The following is a 22,602-nucleotide window of genomic DNA, read 5'->3' as shown; positions in this document are numbered from 1 at the left end:
CGGCCGTTGGACATCACGGTACATCCACGGAGTTCACATGCCTGTTCAACTCAACGCCCCCTTGGCCACCGATCTGCTGCCCGTCGCGGGTGTGCGCATCGGTGTGGCGCAGGCGGGCATCCGCAAGGCCAACCGCAAGGACCTCACGGTGTTTCTGCTCGATGAAGGCTGCGCCGTGGGCGCGGTGTTCACGCAGAACCGCTACGCGGCCGCACCGGTCCAGGTGTGCCGGGACCACCTGGCTTCCGGGCAGTCGATCCGCGCGCTGGTGATCAACACCGGAAACGCGAACGCCGGCACCGGTGAACCGGGCCTGGCCAACGCACGCCAGACCTGCACCGCGCTGGCGCGCTCGCTCGGTCTGCACCACGAACAGGTGCTGCCGTTCTCGACGGGCGTGATCATGGAGCCGCTGCCGCTGGACCGTCTGCTGGCCGGCCTGCCGCTGGCGCTGGCCGACGCGGCACAGCCTCAGACCGAGGGCGGCGCGCAATGGCTCTCCGCGGCTCAGGGCATCATGACCACCGACACCTTGCCCAAGGCCTTCAGCCAGCGCTTCGAGCTGGACGGGCGGACCCTCAGCGCCACCGGCATTGCCAAGGGCGCGGGCATGATCCGGCCCAATATGGCCACCATGCTGGGTTTCCTGGCCACTGACGCCGCCGTCGCGCCCGCGCTGATGAATGCGCTGGCGCGCCGCCTGGCCGATGCTTCCTTCAACCGCGTCACCGTGGACGGCGACACCAGCACCAACGACTCCTTTGTCGTGGTGGCCACCGGGCGGGCGGGCAACACCCCCATCACCGATCTGGAGAGCCCCGCAGGGCGTGCGCTGCTGGCGGCACTTACCCCGGTGGCGCGGCAGTTGGCGCATGCCATCGTGCGCGACGGCGAAGGCGCCACCAAGTTCATCACCGTGCAGGTGGACGGTGGCCGCGACGCCTCGGAATGTCTGCTGGCCGCGTACGCGGTCGCTCACTCCCCCCTGGTGAAGACGGCGTTTTTCGCCAGCGACCCGAACCTGGGCCGCATTCTGGCAGCGGTGGGCTACGCGGGCATTCACGACCTGGATGTCAACGGCATCGATCTGCACCTTGGTGACGTGCATGTGGTCAGCGCCGGTGGGCGCCACCCGGCCTACAAGGAAGAAGACGGCCAGCGTGTCATGAAGCAAGCCGAGATCCTGGTGCGAATCGGGCTGGGCCGGGGCACGGCGAGCGAGACCGTGTGGACCTGCGACTTCAGCCACGAGTACGTGACCATCAACGCCGACTACCGGTCATGAACGAGCACTTCGAACGCCTGCTGCAGCGCGCCGAGCAGCTCATCACCCGGATCGAGGCGGTGCTGCCGCAGCCCATGTCGGCGCCCGACTGGGCCGCCGCCGTGGCCTGGCGTTACCGCAAGCGCAGCAGCGGCCATGGCGTGCTGGAGCCGGTGCGACACGTGGGTGCGATGCGCCTGGACGATCTGCAGGAGATCGACGGGCAGAAGGAAAAAATCCAGCGCAACACCCTGCAGTTTGTGCAGGGCCTGCCTGCCAACAACGTGTTGTTGACCGGTGCGCGCGGTACCGGCAAGTCCTCGCTGGTGCGCGCCTGCCTCAACGAATACGCGCCGCAAGGCCTGCGGCTGATCGAGGTGGACAAGTCCGACCTGGTGGATTTGCCCGACATCGTCGAAGTGGTGGCTGAGCGGCCCGAGCGTTTCATCGTGTTCTGCGACGACCTCAGTTTCGAGGATGGCGAGCCAGGCTACAAGGCGCTCAAGTCCATCCTGGATGGCTCGGTTTCGGCCGCGAGCCCCAACGTGCTGATCTACGCCACCAGCAACCGCCGCCACCTGCTGCCCGAGTACATGAAGGAAAACCTCACCTACACGCACACGGCGGATGGCGAGGTGCACCCGGGCGAGGTGGTGGAGGAAAAGATTTCCCTGTCGGAGCGCTTCGGCCTCTGGGTGAGCTTCTACCCGTTCAGCCAGGACGAGTACCTCACCATCGTCGCGCAGTGGCTCAGCTCGATGGGTGTGCCTGCTGCCGACATTGCGGCGGCGCGGCCCTTGGCACTGGTCTGGGCACTGGAGCGCGGTTCGCGCAGCGGTCGGGTGGCCTACCAGTTCGCGCGCGACTATGCGGGCACCCACGCCATCCAGGCATGAGCGCGCCGGTGCTGGTGGTCGATGCCGACCAGGACGCGCCGCGTCCTGCCGATCGGCCCGTGGTGGACGTGGCCGTTGGCGTGCTGATCGCGCCGGATGGTGCTTTCCTGCTGACATCCCGTCCACTGGGCAAGGTGTATGCCGGGTACTGGGAGTTTCCGGGCGGCAAGCTGGAGGCGGGTGAAACCGTGGAGCAGGCGCTGCGGCGCGAACTCCAGGAAGAGATCGGCCTGACCATCGGCACCGCGCACATCTGGAAAGTGTCGATGGTGGACTACCCGCATGGACTGGTGCGGCTGCATTTCTGCAAGGTGCGCGACTGGACCGGTGAGCTGCAGATGCGCGAAGGCCAGCAGTTTGGCTGGCAAACCCTGCCGGTGTCGTGTGCCCCTGTGCTGGCCGGTACCGTGCCCGTGCTGGAATGGCTGGCGGCCGAACAGACGGTTTGAGGTCGTTCTGCTGAACCGCTGGAGGCGGTTTCAGCTTTGTTCGAAGCCGGGGTCGCTCTGACCTTCCTTTTCCGGCAGGCCGAATTCCTCGTTCGCCCAGGCACCCAGGTCCATCTGCTTGCAGCGCTCGCTGCAGAACGGTCGGTACGCGTTGCTCGGCGCGTAGATGCTGGGCCCGCCGCAATTCGGGCAGCGGACGGTTCTGACGGGTGTGTGGGTGGCTTTGTCGCTCACGGCCGACCTCAGGCGCACAGGGTCAGTTCAAACGCGGCGTCCTCCTGCGCTGGATGCAGGCGGTCGTCTTCGCCGTGGCGCATCAGGCGCACCGACAGCATCAGCCGGTTGCCGCTGATTTCGGGGATGAGTCCCGTGGACGGGTCGATGCGCAAGCGCAGCAGCTGGAAGCTGCGGCCCTGCGGCAGGGTCAGCTGGAACTGGCCACCCGGCGCGACCACCTTCTGGGCCGAACCCGATTCGCGCAGCATCTTGAGCAATTGCACGATGGACTCGGCCAAGGGTGCCAGCGGTACCGACCAGCGATGCAGATCGGCCCGGCGTTCCTCCGCGCTCCGGTGCTGCCAGTGGTAGTAGCCGGGCAGATCAAACTCGCAGGTGCCGCCTGGAATGCCGATGCGGCTGCGGATGCTCATCAGCCAGTCGTTCTCAGTCAGGGCCTGGCCGGTCTTGCCGGTCATTTCGCTCAGTTGCGTGAAGCAGTCTTCCAGCTTCTGGATGACCTCTTCCAGGGCCTGCTCCGCGATCATCGGATTGCCGCGAAAACCGATGAGTTGCTGCTTGTGCCGGTCCAGGTCCTTGAGCACATCCGACTTCATGTCGGCCCGGGCCGCCACGTCCATGATCTCGAAGATGGTCTGGATCGCATAGTGGTGGTCCAGCGGGTGGCTGCGGGGCACCAGTTCCACCATGCGACGAAACAGCTGTTCAAGCCGCAGGTAGGTGCGAATGCGTTCGTTGAAGGGGTAGTCGTACAGGATCACGGCAGCGGGGCGGTCGCGGGACGGAGCGGCGGGTGGGGGTTCATCATAGCCCGAACCGCTTGGCCAGGGCCTCAGCGGCGCGCTCCAGCAGGGCCAGGTCGTCGGCGTCGTTGAAGACCACGAGGTCGGCCGCGGCCAGGCGCAAGGCACGCGGGCTCTGGTTGCGCATCACGGCTTCGGTGGTGGTGGCGTCCCATCCACTGCGAGCGTTCACGCGGCGGATCTGCGTGGTGGGCGAGCAGTCGACCACCAGCACGCGGTCCAGCTGAGGCCGCCAGCGTGGGGACTCGACGAGCAGAGGCACATCGAACACCAGACAGGCAGAGGCCGATGCCTGGGCCTGGCGCTGGATTTCCGCGCCCACCAGCGGATGGATGATGTGCTCCAACGTGTGGCGGGCTTCGGGGTGTGCGAACACGTGATCGCGCATGCGCTGCCGGTCGAGGGCGCCATCTGGAGCCAGGAATGCCGGGCCAAAGGTGTGTGCGATGGCGGGCATCGCGGCGCCGCCGGCTTCGGTGCTGCGGCGGGAGATGGCGTCGGCATCGATCACTCCGGCGCCACGGGCCTGCAGCAGGCGCGCCAGCGTGCTCTTGCCACTGCCAATGCCACCGGTGAGTCCCAGCCGCACGGGCGGCCTGTGAGGCGTCTGGCTCACAGGCCGATGGCGGCCAGAATGGCCGAAGGGCCAAAGACCATCGAGGTCAAGCCGGCCAATGCCAGGAAGGGGCCGAAAGGCACATAGCCTCCCTCGCGCAGGTTGCCTTTGAGTTTGATGGCGATGCCCACCACGGCACCGATCACCGAGGCCATCAAGATCACCGGGATCAACGCTTGCCAGCCGAACCACGCGCCGAAGGCGGCGAAGAGCTTGAAGTCACCGTAGCCCATGCCTTCCTTGCCCGTGATCAGCTTGAAGGCCCAGTACACCAGCCAGAGCGACAGGTAGCCAGCCACGGCCCCCCAGAGAGCGTCCGGGAGCGCGGTGTCTGTCAGTCGCAGACCTGCTGCGCACAGGCCGGCCCACAGCAAGGGAAGGGTGATGTCGTCGGGCAGCAGCGTGGTGTCCCAGTCGATGCACGCGAGTGCCAGCACCGCCGCGGAGAAGCCGCACCAAGCCAGGGCCTCCCAGCCCAGCCCCCATTGCCACCCACACCAGGCGAACAAGACCGCGGCCGTCAACTCCACCGCCGGATAGCGTGCGCTGATCGGCGCGTTGCACTGGCTGCATTGGCCGCGCAATGCGAGGTAGCTGAACACCGGGATGTTCTCGAACCAGCGAATCTGATGTCCGCAATGCGGGCAGCGCGAGCGCGGCACCATCAGGTTGAATGTTTCAGCTTCTGGTGAGGCCGCTGCCGGATTCTCTTCCGTGTTCTGGAGATCCGCGCATTCGGCCGCCCAGCGCAGTTCCATCATCTTGGGCAGGCGGTGAATCACCACATTGAGAAAGCTGCCCACCAACAAGCCGAGCAAGCCCAGCAGCGCCGCGCCCGGCACGCCCGCTTCCGCCAGCATCAAACCACCTGGCCCAGCTTGAAGATGGGAAGGTACATCGACACCACGATACCGCCAATGACGGTCCCCAGCACGACGATGATGATGGGCTCCATCAGGCTGGAGATGCCCGCCACCATGTCGTCGACCTCGGCTTCATAGAAGTCGGCGGCCTTGCCCAGCATGTGGTCGATGGAGCCCGACTCCTCACCGATGGCGCACATCTGCAGCACCATGGATGGGAAGATGTTGGCATTGGTCATGGCGTTGGTCAGGCTGGTGCCGGTCGACACCTCCTGCTGGATCCGTTCGGTGGCGATGGCGTAGACCGAGTTGCCCGATGCACCGCCCACCGAGTCCAGCGCTTCCACCAGGGGCACGCCCGCCGCGAACATCGTCGCCAGCGTGCGCGTCCAGCGGGCGATGACCGATTTTTCGATCAATGGGCCAAAGATCGGCAGCTTGAGCAGCAGGCGGTCCATGAACCGCTGCACCTTCTCATTGCGCCGCCAAGCCTGCATGAAAAAGTAGAAGCCGCCACCGAGGACGCCAAAGATCAACCACCAGTACTCGGTGAAGAACTCGCTTATCGCGATCACGAACAGGGTCGGCGCGGGCAGATCGGCGCCGAAGGAGGAGAACACCTCCTTGAACGAGGGGATCACGAAGATCATGATGATGGTCACCACCACGAAGGCCACGATGATCACGGCGATCGGGTACATCAGCGCCGACTTGATCTTGGACTTGAGCGCCTCGGTCTTCTCCATGTAAGTGGCCAGGCGGTCCAGCAACTCCTCCAGAATACCGGCGGCTTCACCGGCTTCCACGAGGTTGCAGTACAGGCTGTCAAAGTACAGCGGGTGTTTGCGAAACGCCGAACTCAGCGAGGTGCCGGTTTCCACATCGGTGCGGATATCGTTGAGCAGCTTGGTGACGCTGGGGTTGGCGTTGCCCCGGCCGACGATGTCGAACGCCTGGAGCAGGGGCACACCGGCTTTCATCATGGTGGCCAGCTGGCGCGTGAAGATGGCAATGTCCTTGGGCTTGATGCGCTTGCCCGAACTCATGCGGCGCTTCTTGACCTTGCCGGGCACGATGCCCTGGCGCCGCAGCGCAGCCAACACCTGGTTTTCTCCCGCGGCCCGTGTTTCTCCACGCACGGTCTTGCCGTTGCGGTCTTTGCCCTCCCACTCGAAGACGGCGTCCTTGACGTTCTTGGATACTGCGGTTGCCATGGTGTCCCTCTATCCCTCTGAGCCTTGTGTCTGGAACTGCATCACTCGTTGGTCACGCTGAGCACTTCTTCCAGCGAAGTCATGCCCAGCTTCACCTTGAGCAGACCCGATTCGCGCAGCGTGCGAACGCCCTCCTTGCCGGCCTGCTGGGCAATGTCGAGCGCGCTGCCACCACGCAGGATGATGCGTTGGATTTCTTCCGAAATGGGCATCACCTGGTAGATGCCGACGCGGCCCTTGTAGCCGTTGTTGCAGGCCGAGCACCCCACGGGCTTGTAGGGCGTCCAGGTGCCATCAAGGTCTTCCGGCTTGAATCCGGCGTCCACCAGGGCCTTGCGCGGTACGTCCAGCGGCGCCTTGCAGGTGGCGCACAGGCGGCGGGCCAGCCGCTGGGCGGTGATCAGGATCACGCTGGAGGCGATGTTGAACGTGGGAATGCCCATGTTCATCATCCGCGTCAGTGTGGTCGGCGCGTCGTTCGTGTGCAGGGTGGACAGCACCATGTGACCGGTTTGTGCGGCCTTGATCGAGATGTCCGCCGTTTCGAGATCGCGAATCTCACCCACCATGATCACGTCGGGATCCTGGCGCAGAAATGCCTTGAGGGCCGCCGCGAAGGTCAGGCCCGCCTTCTCGTTGACGTTGACCTGATTGACACCCGGCAGGTTGATTTCCGACGGATCTTCCGCCGTGGAAATGTTGATGCCTGGCTTGTTCAGGATGTTCAGGCAGGTGTACAGCGACACAGTTTTCCCCGACCCCGTGGGGCCGGTGACCAACACCATGCCGTATGGCCGGCTGATCGCGTTCAACAGCCGCTCTTTTTCCTCGGGTTCGTAGCCCAGGGCATCGATGCCGACCTTGGCGCTGCTCGGGTCCAGAATACGGATCACGATCTTCTCGCCGAACAAGGTGGGCAGGGTGCTGACCCGAAAGTCGATCACGCGGTCCGGTCCGATCTTGAGTTTCATGCGCCCGTCCTGGGGCACACGCTTCTCCGAGATGTCCATGCGGGAGATCACCTTGATCCGCGACGCCAGCTTGTCCTTGATCACGATCGGCGGCGACGCAATTTCACGCAGTTCGCCGTCCACCCGAAAACGGACCCGGTAGTTGTGCTCGTAAGGCTCAAAGTGCAAGTCGGATGCCCGCATGTTGAATGCGTCGATCAGCATCTTGTGCAGGAACTTGACCACGGGCGCGTCGTCGACTTCCGACGCCTTGTCGGTCACGTCGCTCACGCTCGTCTCGGTGGCCGCCTCGTCGAACTCGAACTCGCCACCGATGATGTTGTCCATCGTGTCGTTGACGCTGGTGGTCTGGGTCTCCACCAGTTTGCTGAGCTTGTCGTACTCGGCAATCACCCAGTCCACGCCCATCTGGGTCGCGAACTTGATCTTCTCGGCGGCCTGTTGGTCGGCTGGATCGGCCGTGGCCACCATCAAGCGGTTGTTGCGTTTGCTCAGGACGACGATGCGGTAGTCGCTGCAGATCTTGGGATCGAGCAGGCCGGCGGGCAGGCGTTGCACGTCGATCGCGTCCAGATCGAGCAGTGGCGCGGCAAAAGCCACCGACATGGTGTGGGCCAGATCCGAAGCGGACACAGCCCCTGAGCCGGTCAGTTCTGCGATGAAGCTGGAGCGGCCGCTTTGTGCTTTGCGATAAAGATCTTCAGCCGCCTTCTGGCCAAGCTTCCCCGCAGACACGAGCGCGCGGCCCAGGCCTGGCAAGGCCATGGACGGGGTCTCCTGGGGGACGGTTTCGACGGACGCCATAGATTTCTATTTATCGTAAATCAAGGACTTGCCCGCCATTATTGAGGCAACTTGTGTCGGAAATGCGGATTCCCCCGCTGGCCGTTGTATCGAGGACGCGAAATCCGACCGGCCGGTCGTTGGCTCGGTCTGAACGGCAATGTCTGAAAGGGGGAAACTGGTCGGGGTGAGAGGATTCGAACCTCCGGCCTCTACGTCCCGAACGTGCTGGCAGCGTGATGTGCGGCTATTTAGGTGTTCCTCCGCCAGTATAGCGTCTAAGTGAATCAATGACTTAGCGCTCTTGACCTGCAGACTTCGCCCGGTTTCGCGTGCCTTCACGAAGGTACCGTAGCCACTGTTTACCCACTGGATTTGCACCGACGCTGAGTTGTTGGCGGGTCGCGGAGCGCTGTGCTGAAGGATAGGGATGAGGCCAGCAGTCGCAGCCGCTGCGGCGGCTAAGCGAACGACAACCAGGCACGTCGCCTGACGCGCATGTCGCGCTTGTGTGGTCGCTGGCTCCGTGGGGCGTGGCCACAGAATCGACCTTGTCGGCGAGGTGCGCGATGGCATGTTCGAAAACAGGCCCTGATGGGCCGAGATTTCGCAACAGGTGTGGACCTTGCCGAAATCATGGTGCTGGATGCGACCTATACGGTAAATCAGCAACTCATCGTCGAGCAAGATGGACCGCCACGCTCCGTTCACCCCCCTGGCCAAAGAGGATGTCGCCGACATCTTCGGCGTAACCACCCGCACCATCGAAAACTGGATTGAGGACGAAGGCATGCCAGCACCGGCATGTATCGGCAACAGGGTGTTCTGGCATCCCGACGTGTTCTACGCATGGCTTGACCACCGCCTACGCATCCCGAAGTCCGACACGCGCAGCGCGCGCCCTGTCGATGCCAAGCCCAAGCGGCGGATCGCCACCGGGGCTGCGCACGATCAGTTGCGCCACCAGAACGCCAAACGACTTGCAGCCATCGAAGCGGGGACGCCTCTTTGAGCCTACGCAGGGCTGCTGCCGGCTCATAAATTCACTCTGGTATAGCCAGAAAATTTGCTTTGGTATTCCCCTGCATTGCTGAGCGAAGGGGGTGCCAGAGCTCGGATGTAGCGAGGCTGCACCCGCAGCCAGCGGCCCGTCCTCAGGTCCCTGCAAGACATCTTTGGGCGGCCGAAATCTTCAGGCAGAAGGCAGTCCGTTCGGGTTGCAGTGGGTTGACCTCGCTTGTACTCCCTTACACTGGCTTTTTCGACTGCTATTCAGCCTTATTGCCATGAACACCGCGACCGACAGCGTCATGACCGTGAAGGAAGTCGCTGACTACCTCCGCGTGAACCAGCGCACCGTCTACCGGCTGGCCGTGGATCGGAAGCTTCCCGGGTTCAAGGTCGGGACGACTTGGCGCTTCAAGCGCATGGACATCGACCGTTGGATCGACGCTCAAGCGGGTGCGGGCCAGCCCGAGCATGAGGCAGAGGGTCGTCAGACCGGCGGAAAGAAGAAGGGCTCATGAAGCTGGTGAAAAACAGCGGCTCTGACCGCGTGATCGACCTGCTGCTGCCGCACTTGATGCCTGGCAGCCGGCTGGGCTGCGTCACGCCGTCGTTCTCGCTGCACGCATTCGCCGAGCTTCGCGAGGCCTTGAGTAGGCTGGGGCAGGTGCAACTCGTCTTGCCTGCCGACAACAGCCCGCTGGAGCTTCTTGGCGGCGAGGGCGACCGCGCCCAGCGCAATCGCCTGCAGGCTCGATGGTTGGCCAGCCAGTGCGCGCAGTGGCTGGCGCAAAAGGCCGAGGTGCGTCGCGCCCATGGTCGAGTTCCTCAAGGTGCCGCTGTCCTGACGGGTACCAGCGATGAGCCCGCACAGGTGGTTCTGGGCTCGTTCGCTCTCAGTTCTGAGGGCCTTGGCTTGGCCCCGGGTAATCCGCTGAGCCTGATTCAGGCCTCGGAGTCGCCCGAAGAGGCTCGGAACCTGGCGCGCTGGTTCGACCAGCAATGGAGTGCGCTCAGGCAGCAGCCTGATGGCGCGCAGAGCCTGATCGAAGACCTGAAAAGCATGGCGGCGCATCGTGCGCCCTTCGAGGTGTACGCGCTGATCCTGCATCACCTGCTGGGCAACCGTGATGAGGCCCTGGACGAGGATCGTATCGTCAAGGCGGCCACCGGCATCCGCAACACCGTCATCTGGAAGAAGCTCTTCAAGTTCCAGCGCGATGGCGTCGTGGGCGCTATCGACAAGTTGGCTCGCTTCGGCGGCTGCATCATCGCCGACTCTGTGGGCCTGGGCAAAACCTTCGAGGCCCTGGCCATCATCAAGTACCACGAGCTTCGCAATGACCGCGTGCTGGTCCTGGCACCCAAGCGCCTACGCGATAACTGGACACTCTACAAAGTCAACGACCGTCGCAATGTTTTGGCCGCCGACCGGCTGAACTACGACGTCCTGAACCACACCGACCTGTCGCGCGACGCGGGCCAGTCCGGCGACATCGACTTGGCCCACGTGAACTGGGGCAACTACGACCTGGTCGTGATCGACGAGTCACACAACTTCCGCAACAAGAAGTCCCCCAAGCAAGGCTCCGAAACCCGTTACCACCGGCTGATGCGCAAGATCATCCGCGAGGGGGTCAAGACCCGAGTGCTGATGCTCTCAGCCACCCCGGTCAACAACCGGCTGTCCGATCTGCGCAACCAGATCGCCTTTGCGACCGAGGGCGATGACACGGCGCTGCAGGACCATGGCATCGACAGCATCGAGCAGACCACCCGCAAGGCGCAGATTCAGTTCAACCGCTGGCTGGACTTGCCCGAAGAAGAGCGCAACCCCGGCCGTCTGGTCGAGATGCTGGGCTTCGACTACTTCACGCTGCTGGATCACCTGACCATCGCCCGCTCACGCCGCCACGTCGAGCGCTACTACGGCACCGAGGAAACCGGGCGCTTCCCGGAGCGACGCCCGCCCATCAACATCAAGGCCGATGTCGACACCGCCGGGCAATTTCGGGCCATTCGTGACATCAACAACGAGATTCGGCGCCTGAACCTAGCTTGCTATGCGCCCATGCGCTACGTCCTGCCCCACAAGGCGGAGGCCTACGACGCCAAGTACAGCACCGAAATCCGTGGCGGCGAGAGCGTCTTCCGGCAAGCCGACCGAGAAGAGAGCCTGATCCATCTGCTGCGCGTCAATGTGTTGAAGCGGATGGAGAGCGCGGTGTCGTCGTTCGCGCTGACCATCGAGCGGCAGCTCAAGGACGTGGAGGCCACGCTGGCCCGCATTGACGACCATGCCACAGATGCCAGTGAGGTCGAGGAGCTGGACATCGCCTGTTGTCTTCCATTGAAAACTGACCCAGTTAGAGCTGCAATTTCCATTTAAAGCTGACCCACGTAAGAACCCTATCCTGCTGCTTTTGACAGCAGGAGATTTCAGGAGTGATAGACGTGGCGACACTGAGTGTCATAAGACGCTGGGCATTGCGCGAGCAGATGTCCATTCGCGAGATCTCCAGGCGCACAGGCCTGGCTCGCAACACCGTTAAGAAGTACCTGCGGGCGGGCGATGAAGAACCCCGCTACGCCAGGCGTGCGAGCTCCAGCAAGCTCGATCCCTACGCCGACAAACTCTCAACCTGGCTATCGATCGAGGCAACAAAGTCGCGCAAACAGCGGCGCACTTTGCTGCAGCTCCACACATCCCAAGTCTGAAAAGGAGAAAACGAAGCACTTATCCACACCGTGAGCTACTTTGCTCACAAAGCGGGTGGGTCAGTATTCGATGGAAATCTCGGGTCAAAGATCGGTGGAATTCAACAACGCTTGGCCAGCCCGGTGGGCGTCAGGTGGGTGTAGCGCAGCAGCATGCGAGGGTCGCGGTGACTGCTGAACGCCTGCAGGTCCAGCAGCGAGAAGCCACCCGGCGTCTGGCTGCCGGCCTCCGCGACGCGAGAGATGGCTTCGTGCCGCAAATCGTGAATGCGCAGGCGCTCACTGCCAACCGTCTCGATGCCGGACACCTCGCACATACGCAGCCAAGCCTTGCGCAGGTAGTCCGCAGGGATCGGGAACACGTACTCGCCTGTTTGCGGCAGTTCCCGAAGCAGCTCCACGAGGTCGGCCCGCAGAGGTAGCGTGCGAGACCGGCCATTCTTGGTTTCGGGCAGGAATGCGGTCTGGTTGTCCAGGCTCAGTTGATTCCATTTGAGCTTGAGCGTTTCGCTCCGGCGCGCGCCGGTCATCAGTTGAAACTGGATGAAGGTCCCGAACATCGGCACGTGCCTGGCGCCATCCGAGACGATCTGCCGGGCCTCCCTCAGCGCCTTCAGCCTTTGGTACTTAGTGCCAGAATCCTGCTCTGAAAAGAGTTGATCGCCCAGGGCTCGCTCGGACCACAAGCGGTCCTCTTCCCAGGCGGCCTCCATGAGTCGCACCTCTTCGTCCTCGCGCAGACGGCGATCACGCTCGTTGAAATACTTGGGGCGCTCCAGGCCGGACATGGGGTCCATATGAACGTGAATGCGCCATGCGGACATCGCGGCATTGCACACGGCCCGGAACACGTCGAGCTCCCGGTCAACGGTGGCGGGCTCGACGCATTGCAGGCGTTCGTCCATGTACTCGCGAAAGTCCTCTGGCCCAAGGGCGGCAAAGCTCTTCTTGATGAAGACCGCTGCCTCGGAGGGCTGCGACATGCGCCGACCTGTGGGCTTCGAGACGCGGAGGTTGCGATCCTGCGGGTTGGGATGCGCCGCGTGGAGGGCGGCCAGGTCCTGCCTCTCGTAGCCGGCGTCCTCAAGCCACATGTTGATTTGGTACCCGATGACCGAGAAGCCCTTCTTGCGTGGCGCTTCTTCCTTGAGGTATCGGATGAGCAGGTCGGCGAAGCTGGTCTGGTGCGCTTCGGTGTAGTCGACGAAGAGTCCGGTGTACTGATCGGCCTCGATGCGCTTTTGAATCGCCTCGGCTTCGGCGGCGGAGTTGGCGGTGAAGCCCTTTCGCTTGCCGTTGACGTAGTAGCGCACCATGTAGGCCTCATCCAGGAGGGACACGAGTGGCTTGAGCTGCTGGTCATGCAGGTCCGCGCAGTAGCGTTGCGCGGCTTCGGCGTGGTTGTGGGCGAAGAGACGGGTCAGGTCGTCGCGGTTCTTGACTTTGACCTGGATGCGGGAGCGGTTCTCGATGTGAGCCATGGTTGGAGTTCCAAAGGTTGTAGGAACTCCGTATAGGCAAACCAAGGCAGCATGATTCGCTCATTTTCGTGAGCATCAACCTGCCATCGCCACTGTTTAACCACTTGTGGCGCTTTTTGCAGACCAAGCGACCTGAGAAGGTGTTGATTTGCAAGGCAATTTTTGGTCGGGGTGAGAGGATTCGAACCTCCGGCCTCTACGTCCCGAACGTAGCGCTCTACCAGGCTAAGCTACACCCCGATGGACCGAAAGTGGTCGATCGTCTGAAGGCCGTTGGCCTTCCGTGGCTGCTCAAGATCGACGCTCAAGCAGGCCAGCCGCCAATTGTAGCAAAGCCGCGCTGTAGGCATTGACCGGCAGTTGCTTGGCGGCCTCGATCGCCCGTTGGGCCTCCGCGTGCGCACTGACCCGAGCCGCATCCAGGGCACCCGTTTGAAGAATGATGTCCCTGATGGCATCGAGGTGAGCCACGTCGCCCTGTTCGATGGCCTGACGCAGCAGCGCCTTCTGCGCCTCGGAGCCGGAACGCAGGGCGCAAATGATGGGCAGGGTGACCTTGCCTTCGCGCAGGTCATCCCCCAGGTTCTTGCCCAGTTCATCGGCACTGCCCTCGTAGTCGAGCACGTCATCGATCACCTGGAAGGCGGTGCCCAGGGCCTGCCCGTACTCCGCGCACAGGGCCTCGGTATGGGCATCCGCGCCCGCCAGGATGGGCGCCAAGCGGGCGCTGGCTTCGAACAGCTTGGCCGTTTTGGAGCGGATCACGCGCAGGTACGCGGCCTCGTCGATGGTGGCGTCGTGCATGTTCATGAGTTGAAGCACTTCGCCTTCGGCGATCACGTTGGTGGCGTCGGACAACACCTGCATCACGCGCATGTCGTTGATGTCCACCATCATCTGAAAGGCGCGGGAGTAAAGAAAGTCACCCACCAGCACACTGGCGGCATTGCCAAACCGCTCGTTGGCTGTCTCGCGCCCCCGGCGCAAGGTGGACTCGTCCACCACGTCGTCGTGCAGCAGGGTCGCGGTGTGAATGAACTCCACCACGGCCGCCAAAGTGTGGCGCTGGGGGTTCTGGCTGTTGATCGCGCCGCTGACCAGCAGCAGCAAGGCCGGGCGCAAGCGCTTGCCGCCCGCCGAGATGATGTACTGAGCAACTTCCCGGACCAGCGGTACCTCGGTGGTCAGGCGTTCGCTGATGACTTGGTCCACCCGCTGCATGTCGGGCTGGATCAGCTCCAAGGGGCTGGCGGGGGAATTGATGGGGGTGGTCAAGGTGGAAACGCGGGATCGGTAGGGGGTGTCGGGCCGGGTTGGGATTATAGGAACGGTGCCCCAGGCCCTCTGAAAACGGCCGCGCCAGGGAGCCACGAGGGCGGTGGCATGCCAGCCGCTTGCCGGTTTTCCGGGCACATGCTAAAATCTAAGGCTCGGTGGAATTGGGTCCGCCGGGCTTCCATTCGTGGAATTTTTAAAGAGGTTCATATGTACGCGGTCATAAAAACCGGTGGCAAACAGTATCGTGTTGCTGCTGGCGAAAAAATTAAAGTAGAACAGATTGCTGCGGATGTGGGCCAAGAGATCGTGTTTGACCAGGTACTCGCTGTCGGCAACGGCACCGATATCAAGGTTGGCACTCCCTTGGTTTCCGGCGCAACGGTCACGGTCACGGTGTTGGCCCACGGCAGGCACGACAAGGTCAGCATCTTCAAGATGCGCCGTCGCAAGCACTACCAGAAGCGCCAAGGGCACCGTCAGAATTTCACCGAACTGCAGATTGCTTCGATCGCAGCCTGAGGAGTAAGTCAACATGGCACAGAAAAAAGGCGGCGGCTCAACGCGAAACGGGCGCGATTCCAAGCCCAAGATGCTCGGCGTGAAGGCGTTTGGAGGCGAGCTGGTCAGTGCTGGCTCGATCATCGTGCGTCAGCGCGGTACCAAGTTCCACCCCGGCATGAACGTGGGCGTGGGCAAGGACCACACCATTTTTGCAACGGTCGATGGCCACGTGAGCTTCGCCATCAAAGGCGCGCTGAACCGTCAGGTTGTCAGCATCACCCCCGTCTGAGCGGGCGTGCTCCGGTGCTGCAAGATTGAGAAATCGGTGCAGTGCGATGAGGCACATGTGATACGTTGAATGCAAAAGGCCCGCCCGTGCGGGCTTTTTGTTTGGCCCTTCTCTAGCAGTTCCTTCCTGGAAAGCATGTCATGAAATTTGTGGACGAAGCCACGATCGATGTCGCTGCGGGCGATGGCGGCAATGGCTGCGCATCTTTCCGGCATGAAAAATACAAAGAGTTCGGGGGGCCGGATGGAGGCGACGGTGGCCGTGGTGGCCATGTATACGCCGTGGCGGACGCCAGCCTGAACACCTTGGTGGATTTCCGGTTCACCCGCCGCTTCGAAGCGCATCGCGGCGAACACGGCAAGGGTTCGGACATGTTTGGCGTCAAGGGCGACGACATCGTGCTCAAGATGCCGGTGGGCACCATCATTGCGGATGCGGAGACCGGCGAAGTGCTGTTCGAGTTGCTGCAGCCCGGTGAACAGGTGACGATCGCCAAGGGGGGCGATGGTGGCTTCGGCAACATGCACTACAAGAGTTCGACCAACCGGGCGCCGCGCCAGAAGACGCCCGGCTGGCCGGGGGAAAAGCGCAGTCTGAAGCTGGAGCTCAAGGTGCTGGCCGACGTCGGCCTGCTGGGCATGCCCAACGCGGGCAAGTCGACCTTGATCGCGGCCATTTCCAACGCACGCCCCAAGATCGCCGACTACCCGTTCACCACCCTGCATCCCAACCTGGGCGTGGTCCGCGTCGGGCCGGAGAAGAGCTTCGTGGTGGCCGATGTACCCGGGCTGATCGAAGGGGCGTCGGAGGGCGCTGGCCTGGGGCACCAGTTCCTGCGGCACCTGCAACGCACGCGCCTGCTGCTGCACATGCTGGATGTGGCGCCCTTCGATGAAGGGGTCGATCCTGTCGCGCAGGCCAAGGCCATCGTGGCGGAGTTGAAGAAATTCGACCAGAAACTGTACGAGAAACCTCGCTGGCTTGTGCTCAACAAGCTGGACATGGTGCCCACCGAGGAGCGGGAGGCCCGGGTCAAGGACATCGTGAAGCGCCTGAAATACAAGGGGCCCGTCTTCGAAATTTCAGCGCTCACCCGCGAAGGTTGCGAACTGCTGGTGCAGAAGATCTACCAGCACATCGCACAGGTGCATCAGTCGATGCAGGCGCCGGTGGATGTGGATCCCCGCTTCGTGAATGGTCCTGACACTCACTGACTCCGAGCCCACTTGCCCATGGACATCGCCTCAACCTCTTCGCCTGTTGATTCAATGAATGTGCATGGCATGGCCCCGGCGGCCGTGTTCAAGACCGCTCGCCGCATCGTGGTCAAGGTAGGTTCCAGCCTGGTGACCAACGAGGGCCGCGGCCTTGACGAGGAAGCCATCGGGCAATGGAGTCAGCAATTGGCTGCCTTGGTGCAGCAGGGGCGTGAGGTCATCATGGTCAGCAGCGGCGCGGTGGCCGAAGGCATGAAACGCCTGGGCTGGACCGTGCGGCCCAAGGAGATCAACGAACTTCAAGCTGCTGCGGCCGTGGGGCAGATGGGCCTGGTGCAGATGTACGAGAGCAAGCTGCGCGGTTGTGGCGTCGGCAGCGCGCAAGTGCTGTTGACGCACGCCGACCTCGCGGACCGTGAACGTTATCTCAATGCCCGCTCGACCCTGTTGACATTGCTCCAGCTGGGCGTGGTGCCGGTGATCAACGAGAACGACACCGTCGTCAACGACGAAATCAAGTTTGGCGACAACGACACACTGGGCGCGCTCGTGGCCAATCTGGTGGAGGCCGACGTGCTCGTGATCCTGACCGACCAGAAGGGCTTGTACACGGCCGATCCCCGGCGCGATCCTTCCGCTCAGTTTGTTCACGTGGCCCGCGCTGGCGATGCACGCCTGGAAGCCATGGCGGGCGGCGCGGGCAGTGGCATTGGCAAGGGCGGCATGATCACCAAGATACTGGCCGCCAAACGCGCCGCCGGTTCCGGGGCCTCCACGGTCATCGCCTGGGGCCGCGAGCCCGACGTGCTGTTGCGACTGACGGCGGGTGAAGCCATCGGCACCTGCCTCGTGGCCCAGACGCCCAAGCACCAGGCGCGCAAGCGCTGGATTTCCGATCATTTGCAGTTGCGTGGCGCCGTCGTGGTGGACGATGGCGCGGTCGGCAAGATCGTGGGTGAAGGCAAGAGTCTGCTGCCTATCGGCATGACGGGCGTCGACGGCGAGTTCTCCCGAGGGGATGTGATCGCGGTGCGCGATGCGCGCGGGGCCGAAGTGGCGCGCGGATTGGCCAACTACGCGAGCAGCGAGGCCCGGCTCATCTGCCGCAAGTCATCGCAGGACTTCGAGCGTTTGCTGGGTTACGTGGCTGAACCCGAAATGATCCACCGCGACAACCTCGTCCTGGCGCGCGGCTAAGGCCAGCGCCCCCGGCCCGCTCAGCGCGTTTCCGGGCGGCCGTGTTTGAGGGTGTGCAGGATTTTCTGCGGGCTGCCGTTGATGGTGCGGCCTTCGCAGATGCCCGCCCGTGCCAGCAACATGGCAGGGCGGGTGGGTCCGGAGAACGACAGCTCTTGCCATGCTTCCTTGGCGTTGACGTTCCAGCTGGACGCGTTGTTGTTCCAGCGCCCGTAGGTCTTGACTTCGGCCGTCTGGCAACGAAGGCCCTGGTACAGCACATTGAGCGCCCCGCTGGAGCTGCGGGCGACCAGCACGTACCGCACCACACCGTCCTCGCCCACGCTCAAGGTCTTGGGGTCGATGCCATAGTTCAATGCCGTACCGGCTGAGACGTCGAAGGCCAGCAATTGGTCCGTGCTGAAAGTGGGCGGCGGCTTCACCGCCGCTTCCTGCCATGCAGGGGCGTCGGGGTCGTCTCGCAATTGGGCCTGCAACGCAGGGCTGAAACCCAGAAACGAAATCAGGGCCGCTGCGACGGACAGGCATCGCAGCAACCGGTGGCGGGCAGAAGTCATTTGTGTTCGATGTGGGCAGAGCGGGAGCCGCTCTGCGGGTCGGGATCAAAACTGGCGCCCGGGGGCAACTCCAGACCCGGCGGTGGGGCCGACAGGGACGAGGATTCGGGACTTTCGTCGTGGCGGTGGCGGGAGCCACCGCGCAGGTAGCGGTTGCGGGTGTCGTTCTTGGGCAGGTAGCGCGAGAGTTCGGTGAGCGCCATTTCGTAGACGCCTCGTTTGAACTCCACGACCACGTCGAGCGGCACCCAGTAGTCGTGCCAGCGCCAGGCGTCGAACTCCGGATGGCTGGTCGCGCGCAGGTTCAGATTCCAGTCCTGCGCCACGAGGCGCAGCAGGTACCAGATCTGTTTCTGTCCCTTGTAGTGGCCGCGTGCATCGCGGCGGATGAAGCGGTCCGGCACTTCGTAGCGCAACCAGTCGCGCGTGCGGGCGACGATGTTCACGTGCTCGGGCATGAGCCCGACTTCCTCGTGCAACTCGCGGTACATCGCCTGCTCAGGTGTCTCGCCTCTGTCGATGCCACCTTGCGGAAACTGCCAGGAGTGTGAGCGGATGCGCTTGCCCCAGAACACCTGGTTTCGCTGGTTGAGCAGAATGATGCCGACATTGGGCCTGAAGCCTTCTCTGTCAAGCATAATCAATCCCAAATTTTTAAACTGTGTTCATTATGCATCGCGGCATGCAAGTTGCGAAGTGATCACACACCTGTTGCATCTCCGGGCGCAGGTGGGCCGTCCAGATTGCCGGATGCGCCGTTCTCCGGTTCCCCTTCCGATGTACCGCAAACTGCCTTCTGGCAGAACCCAGCTCGCCCATGAAAGCCTCCCAGTTCCTGATTTCCACCCTCAAGGAAGCCCCGGCCGACGCGGAAGTCGTCAGCCACCAACTGATGACGCGCGCCGGCATGATCAAGAAGCTCGGCGCTGGCATCTACAGCTACATGCCCATGGGCTTGCGCGTGATCCACAAGGTGGAGGCCATCGTGCGCGAAGAAATGAACCGGGCAGGTTCGGTGGAGCTCACCATGCCGGTGATCCAGCCGGCGGAGTTCTGGCAGGAAACCGGGCGCTTTGACAAGATGGGGGCCGAGCTGCTGCGCATCAAGGACCGGCACGACCGCGATTTCGTGGTGCAACCCACCAGTGAGGAAGTGGTCACTGACATTGCACGCCAGGATTTCCGGAGCTACAAGCAGCTGCCCAAAAACCTGTACCAGATCCAGACCAAGTTCCGTGATGAGCGGCGCCCGCGTTTCGGCCTCATGCGGGGCCGCGAATTCATCATGAAAGACGCCTACAGCTTCGACCGGGACGAGTCGACAGCCAAGCTGAGCTACCAGGTGATGGCCGCGGCCTACCGGCGCATCTTCGACCGGTTCGGCCTGCGCTACCGTGCCGTGGCGGCCGACAGCGGTGCCATCGGCGGCGATCTGAGCGAGGAATTCCAGGTGATCGCCGCGACCGGGGAAGACGCGATCGTCTACTGCCCGGCGAGCGACTACGCCGCCAACATGGAAAAGGCCGAGGCGCTGGCGCCGGCTGGACCACGCCCCGCGGCAGCCAACCCCATGGTCAAGACGCCCACGCCCGGCAAGGCCACCTGCGCCGACGTGGCCACGCTGCTGGGCGTGCCTCTGGCCACCACGGTGAAATCGCTGGTGTTGGCCACCGACGAACTCGACGAAGCGGGCGAGGTCGCCAAGAGCCGGGTCTGGCTGTTGCTGCTGCGCGGCGACCACGACATGAACGAAGTCAAGGTGGCCAAGGTGCCGGGGCTCAACGCCGGCTTCCGGTTCGCCACCGGCGCCGAGATCGATGCGCACTTCGGCTGCAAGCCAGGTTACCTGGGCCCGATCGGCCTGAAGAAGCCGGTGAATCTCGTGGTCGACCGCGAGGTGGCCGTGTTGGCGGACTGGATCTGCGGGGCCAACGAGCCGGACTTCCACATGACCGGTGTGAACTGGGGCCGCGACCTGCCCGAGCCGACCCTGGTGGCGGACCTGCGCAACGTGGTCGAAGGCGATGCCTCGCCCGACGGCCTGGGCGTGCTGGCGATCGAGCGCGGTATCGAGGTCGGCCACGTGTTCTACCTGGGCACGAAGTACAGCAAGGCCATGAACGCCACCTTCCTGGGCGAGGACGGCAAGCCCGCGCATTTCGAGATGGGCTGCTACGGCATCGGCATCACGCGCCTGCCGGCCGCGGCGATCGAGCAGAACCACGACGAGCGCGGCATCATCTGGCCCGACGCGCTGGCGCCGTTCACGGTGGTGGTCTGCCCCATCGGCATGGACCGCAGCCCGGAGGTGAAGGCCGCCGCCGAACAGCTGTACAGCGAGCTGCTGGCGGCTGGCGTGGATGTGATCCTGGACGACCGGGGCGAGCGCCCCGGCGCCATGTTCGCGGACTGGGAGCTCATCGGTGTGCCGCACCGCGTCACCATCGGCGACAGGGGTCTCAAGGCCGGGCAGGTCGAATACCAGCACCGCCGCGATGCCGCCGCCACCCAGGTGGCGTTGGGCGAGGTGGTGGCGCTCCTGAAGGGCAAGCTGGGCGCATGAAGCCGCTGGTCTGGTCGCGCCGCGACTGCCTGCTGGCTGCCGGCGCGCTGGGCCTGGGCTCTCTGTCCCCGGTCGCGCACGCCGGTGGCCAACTGGAAGAGCCCCTGGCCGATTCGGTGCGCGGTGCCTTGAGCGCTGCGATCGCCAACAGCGCGCCGCCCGTGCCCGAGTTCACCGACCTGGAAAAACGCCTGGCCTATCTGCGCTGGCTGGGCGCTTCCAGCGACCGGCTGCAGCGCCGCAAGCCGGACTTCCAGACCCGCATCGAGTTCCTGCAGACCCTCTGGTACGAAACCCGGCGCGCGGGGCTGGACACCACCCTGGTGCTGGGGCTGGTGCAGGTCGAGAGCGCGTTCCGCAAGTTCGCCATCTCACGCGTGGGCGCTCGGGGCTACATGCAGATCATGCCGTTCTGGTCGCGCCTGATCGGCGACGGCGATGCCAGCCGGCTCTTCAACATGCAGACCAACCTGCGGTTTGGCTGCGTGATCCTGCGCCACTACCTGGACCGCGAACGTGGCGACACCTTCCTGGCGCTCGGCCGCTACAACGGCAGCCGGGGCCGCGCCGAGTACCCGAACGCGGTCTACGCCGCGGCCAGGAACTGGGCCCACCCGGACGCCTGAGCGCGCCAGGCCGTTTACTGAAGGAAGCCGATGCGGCCTTTGCCCGCGCCCGCGCGAGGCAGATCTTCGGGCTCGATGCGGTAGCGGTTGTCCAGCCGCGCATTGCCAAAGCCGGTGACGAGCGCGCGGCGCATCTCCCGCGGCGCGAGCGTCGCCAGCAGATCCAGCACGTCGTTGGCCGGCTCGGGGCCAAAACGCTGGCCCCAGTCGTGCTCCCCCAGAATGCCCCGGTAGAGGTGGGCCGCGATCTTGCGCGCGGCCTCGGGCGAGGGCGGCGCGATCTCGTACACGTTCATGCGGTTCATGATGGGCTCGGGGATGCCGCGCTCGTGGTTCGCCGTGGTGACCCAGATCACCTGGCTGGCGTCGATCGGCACTTCCGCGAACTCGTCGACGAAGCTCTGCGCCGTGTCGTGTTCCAGCAGGCTGTAGAGCGCACCCAGCGGGTCGTACTGCGCGTCCGCAGCCGCCTTGTCGATCTCGTCCACCACAATCACGGGGTTCGCGTACTGCCCATCCACCAGGGCCTCGAACACCTTGCCGGGCTTGGCGCCTTTCCATTGCGAGGACGAGCCCGAGAGAAGCCAGCCGGCCGTCATGGAGCTCATGGGCACCAGGCTCATGCTCGTGCCGAGCAGGTCGGCGAGCTGGCGCGCGAAATGGGTCTTTCCGACCCCGGGCGGGCCCAGCAGCAGGATGGGTGTGACTTCCAGGCTGTCGCGGCTGTCCTGGCTCAGCGCCACGTGGCGCTTCACATCGTCGAGCACCTCACCAAAATTGGGCAGCAGGTCGTAGAGCGGTGCCATGTCGGGCACGCCCGAGGGCTTGACCGCGAAGCGCTGGGGGCCGCGCTCCAGCATGCGTTGCCAGGTGTTGCGAAGGCTTTCGTAGTCACGTTCGTTGCCGCTGGCCTGCAGGTGGGCCAGCTTGCGCTCGACGTCGTCGGCGCTGAACACGCTGCGCATCTGGGCGATGGGCAGACCGAGGGAGGGTGAAGCGACCAGGCTGCGAGAGCTCATGCGATTCTCCTTGAGGTTCGGTGGCGATTTCATTCAAGCACACAACATGCCCGAC

At 63.8% G+C, this 22,602-nt stretch carries 22 protein-coding genes, 1 tRNA gene and 2 pseudogenes; 13 read left to right on the top strand and 12 right to left on the bottom strand.

Annotated elements, in window-relative coordinates; translation table 11 throughout:
- The first annotated feature begins 37 nt into the window (after positions 1-37).
- From argJ to ABSY19_RS08565, 3 genes are read left to right on the top strand one after another with little or no spacing between them, the layout of a single operon-like run.
- Positions 38-1,285: a bifunctional glutamate N-acetyltransferase/amino-acid acetyltransferase ArgJ gene (argJ, locus tag ABSY19_RS08575; RefSeq protein ID WP_382161363.1), complete on the top strand. Its 1,248-nt coding sequence runs from the start codon at positions 38-40 to the stop codon at positions 1,283-1,285.
- Positions 1,282-2,160 carry an ATP-binding protein gene (locus ABSY19_RS08570; protein WP_382161360.1) on the top strand — a complete coding sequence of 293 codons (879 nt, stop codon included), beginning with the start codon at positions 1,282-1,284 and terminating at the stop codon, positions 2,158-2,160. The genes argJ and ABSY19_RS08570 overlap by 4 nt, the downstream gene beginning before the upstream one ends.
- A complete protein-coding gene (locus ABSY19_RS08565) occupies positions 2,157-2,609 on the top strand; it encodes an NUDIX domain-containing protein (RefSeq protein WP_382161358.1) in 453 nt (150 codons plus the stop codon). The genes ABSY19_RS08570 and ABSY19_RS08565 overlap by 4 nt, the downstream gene beginning before the upstream one ends.
- A gap of 30 nt (positions 2,610-2,639) precedes the next feature.
- Here the strand turns inward: ABSY19_RS08565 and ABSY19_RS08560 are convergent, their stop codons facing one another.
- From ABSY19_RS08560 to pilB, 6 genes are read right to left on the bottom strand one after another with little or no spacing between them, the layout of a single operon-like run.
- Positions 2,640-2,843: a DNA gyrase inhibitor YacG gene (locus tag ABSY19_RS08560; protein ID WP_382161355.1), complete on the bottom strand. Its 204-nt coding sequence runs from the start codon at positions 2,841-2,843 to the stop codon at positions 2,640-2,642.
- 8 nt (positions 2,844-2,851) lie between these two features.
- The gene (gene zapD / locus ABSY19_RS08555; RefSeq protein WP_291121446.1) at positions 2,852-3,607 is read right to left on the bottom strand and encodes a cell division protein ZapD; all 756 of its coding nucleotides are present in this window, start codon (positions 3,605-3,607) and stop codon (positions 2,852-2,854) included.
- 43 nt (positions 3,608-3,650) lie between these two features.
- Positions 3,651-4,238, bottom strand: coding sequence for a dephospho-CoA kinase (coaE, locus tag ABSY19_RS08550; protein WP_382161353.1), 588 nt, complete (start codon positions 4,236-4,238; stop codon positions 3,651-3,653).
- A gap of 23 nt (positions 4,239-4,261) precedes the next feature.
- Positions 4,262-5,125 (bottom strand): prepilin peptidase, encoded by an 864-nt coding sequence (locus ABSY19_RS08545; protein ID WP_382161350.1) that lies wholly within the window; start codon positions 5,123-5,125, stop codon positions 4,262-4,264.
- Complete coding sequence (locus ABSY19_RS08540; protein WP_291121454.1) at positions 5,125-6,342, bottom strand: type II secretion system F family protein; 1,218 nt, start codon at positions 6,340-6,342, stop codon at positions 5,125-5,127. The genes ABSY19_RS08545 and ABSY19_RS08540 overlap by 1 nt, the downstream gene beginning before the upstream one ends.
- A 41-nt stretch (positions 6,343-6,383) precedes the next feature.
- Positions 6,384-8,117 (bottom strand): type IV-A pilus assembly ATPase PilB, encoded by a 1,734-nt coding sequence (gene pilB, locus ABSY19_RS08535; protein WP_382161347.1) that lies wholly within the window; start codon positions 8,115-8,117, stop codon positions 6,384-6,386.
- Positions 8,118-8,784: 667 nt separating this feature from the next.
- Here pilB and ABSY19_RS08530 point away from each other — a divergent pair.
- From ABSY19_RS08530 to ABSY19_RS08515, 4 genes and pseudogenes are all read left to right on the top strand, one after another.
- Entirely contained in the window at positions 8,785-9,108 is a 324-nt protein-coding gene (locus ABSY19_RS08530; protein ID WP_382161344.1) for a helix-turn-helix transcriptional regulator, read from the top strand.
- A 274-nt stretch (positions 9,109-9,382) separates the two neighbouring features.
- A complete protein-coding gene (locus ABSY19_RS08525; RefSeq protein ID WP_382161341.1) occupies positions 9,383-9,622 on the top strand; it encodes a helix-turn-helix domain-containing protein in 240 nt (79 codons plus the stop codon).
- A pseudogene (locus ABSY19_RS08520) lies at positions 9,619-11,439 on the top strand (DEAD/DEAH box helicase family protein); the annotation flags it as partial. The gene ABSY19_RS08525 and the pseudogene ABSY19_RS08520, both read left to right, overlap by 4 nt.
- Positions 11,440-11,546: 107 nt before the next feature.
- A pseudogene (locus ABSY19_RS08515) lies at positions 11,547-11,804 on the top strand (IS21 family transposase); the annotation flags it as partial.
- 116 nt (positions 11,805-11,920) lie between these two features.
- Here ABSY19_RS08515 and ABSY19_RS08510 read toward each other — a convergent pair.
- The 3 genes from ABSY19_RS08510 to ABSY19_RS08500 form a co-directional block, all read right to left on the bottom strand.
- On the bottom strand, positions 11,921-13,300 hold the full coding sequence (locus ABSY19_RS08510) for a site-specific integrase (RefSeq protein ID WP_382161338.1): 1,380 nt from the start codon (positions 13,298-13,300) through the stop codon (positions 11,921-11,923).
- Between the two features lie 163 nt (positions 13,301-13,463).
- Positions 13,464-13,540, bottom strand: a tRNA-Pro gene (locus ABSY19_RS08505).
- A 51-nt stretch (positions 13,541-13,591) separates the two neighbouring features.
- Positions 13,592-14,521 (bottom strand): polyprenyl synthetase family protein, encoded by a 930-nt coding sequence (locus tag ABSY19_RS08500; protein WP_382163741.1) that lies wholly within the window; start codon positions 14,519-14,521, stop codon positions 13,592-13,594.
- Positions 14,522-14,785: 264 nt separating this feature from the next.
- Between ABSY19_RS08500 and rplU the strand changes: the two genes are divergently transcribed.
- The 4 genes from rplU (at position 14,786) to proB (ending at position 17,782) form a co-directional block, all read left to right on the top strand.
- Positions 14,786-15,097 (top strand): 50S ribosomal protein L21, encoded by a 312-nt coding sequence (gene rplU / locus ABSY19_RS08495; RefSeq protein ID WP_382161335.1) that lies wholly within the window; start codon positions 14,786-14,788, stop codon positions 15,095-15,097.
- Between the two features lie 13 nt (positions 15,098-15,110).
- Positions 15,111-15,368, top strand: a complete 258-nt coding sequence (gene rpmA, locus ABSY19_RS08490; RefSeq protein ID WP_297397423.1) for a 50S ribosomal protein L27 — start codon at positions 15,111-15,113, stop codon at positions 15,366-15,368.
- Between the two features lie 140 nt (positions 15,369-15,508).
- Positions 15,509-16,582: an Obg family GTPase CgtA gene (cgtA, locus tag ABSY19_RS08485; protein WP_382161332.1), complete on the top strand. Its 1,074-nt coding sequence runs from the start codon at positions 15,509-15,511 to the stop codon at positions 16,580-16,582.
- 69 nt (positions 16,583-16,651) lie between these two features.
- On the top strand, positions 16,652-17,782 hold the full coding sequence (gene proB / locus ABSY19_RS08480) for a glutamate 5-kinase (protein WP_382161329.1): 1,131 nt from the start codon (positions 16,652-16,654) through the stop codon (positions 17,780-17,782).
- 20 nt (positions 17,783-17,802) lie between these two features.
- On the opposite strand, the gene ABSY19_RS08475 is transcribed toward proB, so the two are convergent.
- Positions 17,803-18,339: a CNP1-like family protein gene (locus ABSY19_RS08475; protein ID WP_382161326.1), complete on the bottom strand. Its 537-nt coding sequence runs from the start codon at positions 18,337-18,339 to the stop codon at positions 17,803-17,805.
- Complete coding sequence (locus tag ABSY19_RS08470) at positions 18,336-18,977, bottom strand: RNA pyrophosphohydrolase (protein ID WP_382161324.1); 642 nt, start codon at positions 18,975-18,977, stop codon at positions 18,336-18,338. The genes ABSY19_RS08475 and ABSY19_RS08470 overlap by 4 nt, the downstream gene beginning before the upstream one ends.
- 179 nt (positions 18,978-19,156) lie before the next feature.
- Between ABSY19_RS08470 and ABSY19_RS08465 the strand changes: the two genes are divergently transcribed.
- Positions 19,157-20,902 (top strand): proline--tRNA ligase, encoded by a 1,746-nt coding sequence (locus ABSY19_RS08465; protein WP_382161321.1) that lies wholly within the window; start codon positions 19,157-19,159, stop codon positions 20,900-20,902.
- Positions 20,899-21,528: a lytic transglycosylase domain-containing protein gene (locus ABSY19_RS08460; protein ID WP_382161318.1), complete on the top strand. Its 630-nt coding sequence runs from the start codon at positions 20,899-20,901 to the stop codon at positions 21,526-21,528. Before ABSY19_RS08465 ends, ABSY19_RS08460 begins: the two co-directional genes overlap by 4 nt.
- Before the next feature lie 14 nt (positions 21,529-21,542).
- Here ABSY19_RS08460 and ABSY19_RS08455 read toward each other — a convergent pair whose 3' ends face one another.
- Complete coding sequence (locus ABSY19_RS08455) at positions 21,543-22,547, bottom strand: AAA family ATPase (protein ID WP_382161316.1); 1,005 nt, start codon at positions 22,545-22,547, stop codon at positions 21,543-21,545.
- Positions 22,548-22,602 lie beyond the last annotated feature (55 nt).

Origin of the sequence: Hydrogenophaga sp. ANAO-22 (assembly GCF_042466645.1) — a bacterium.
GTDB lineage: Bacteria > Pseudomonadota > Gammaproteobacteria > Burkholderiales > Burkholderiaceae_C > Hydrogenophaga.
Note: the sequence above shows the minus strand (reverse complement) of the source record. Positions and strands in the feature narration are given on the sequence as shown.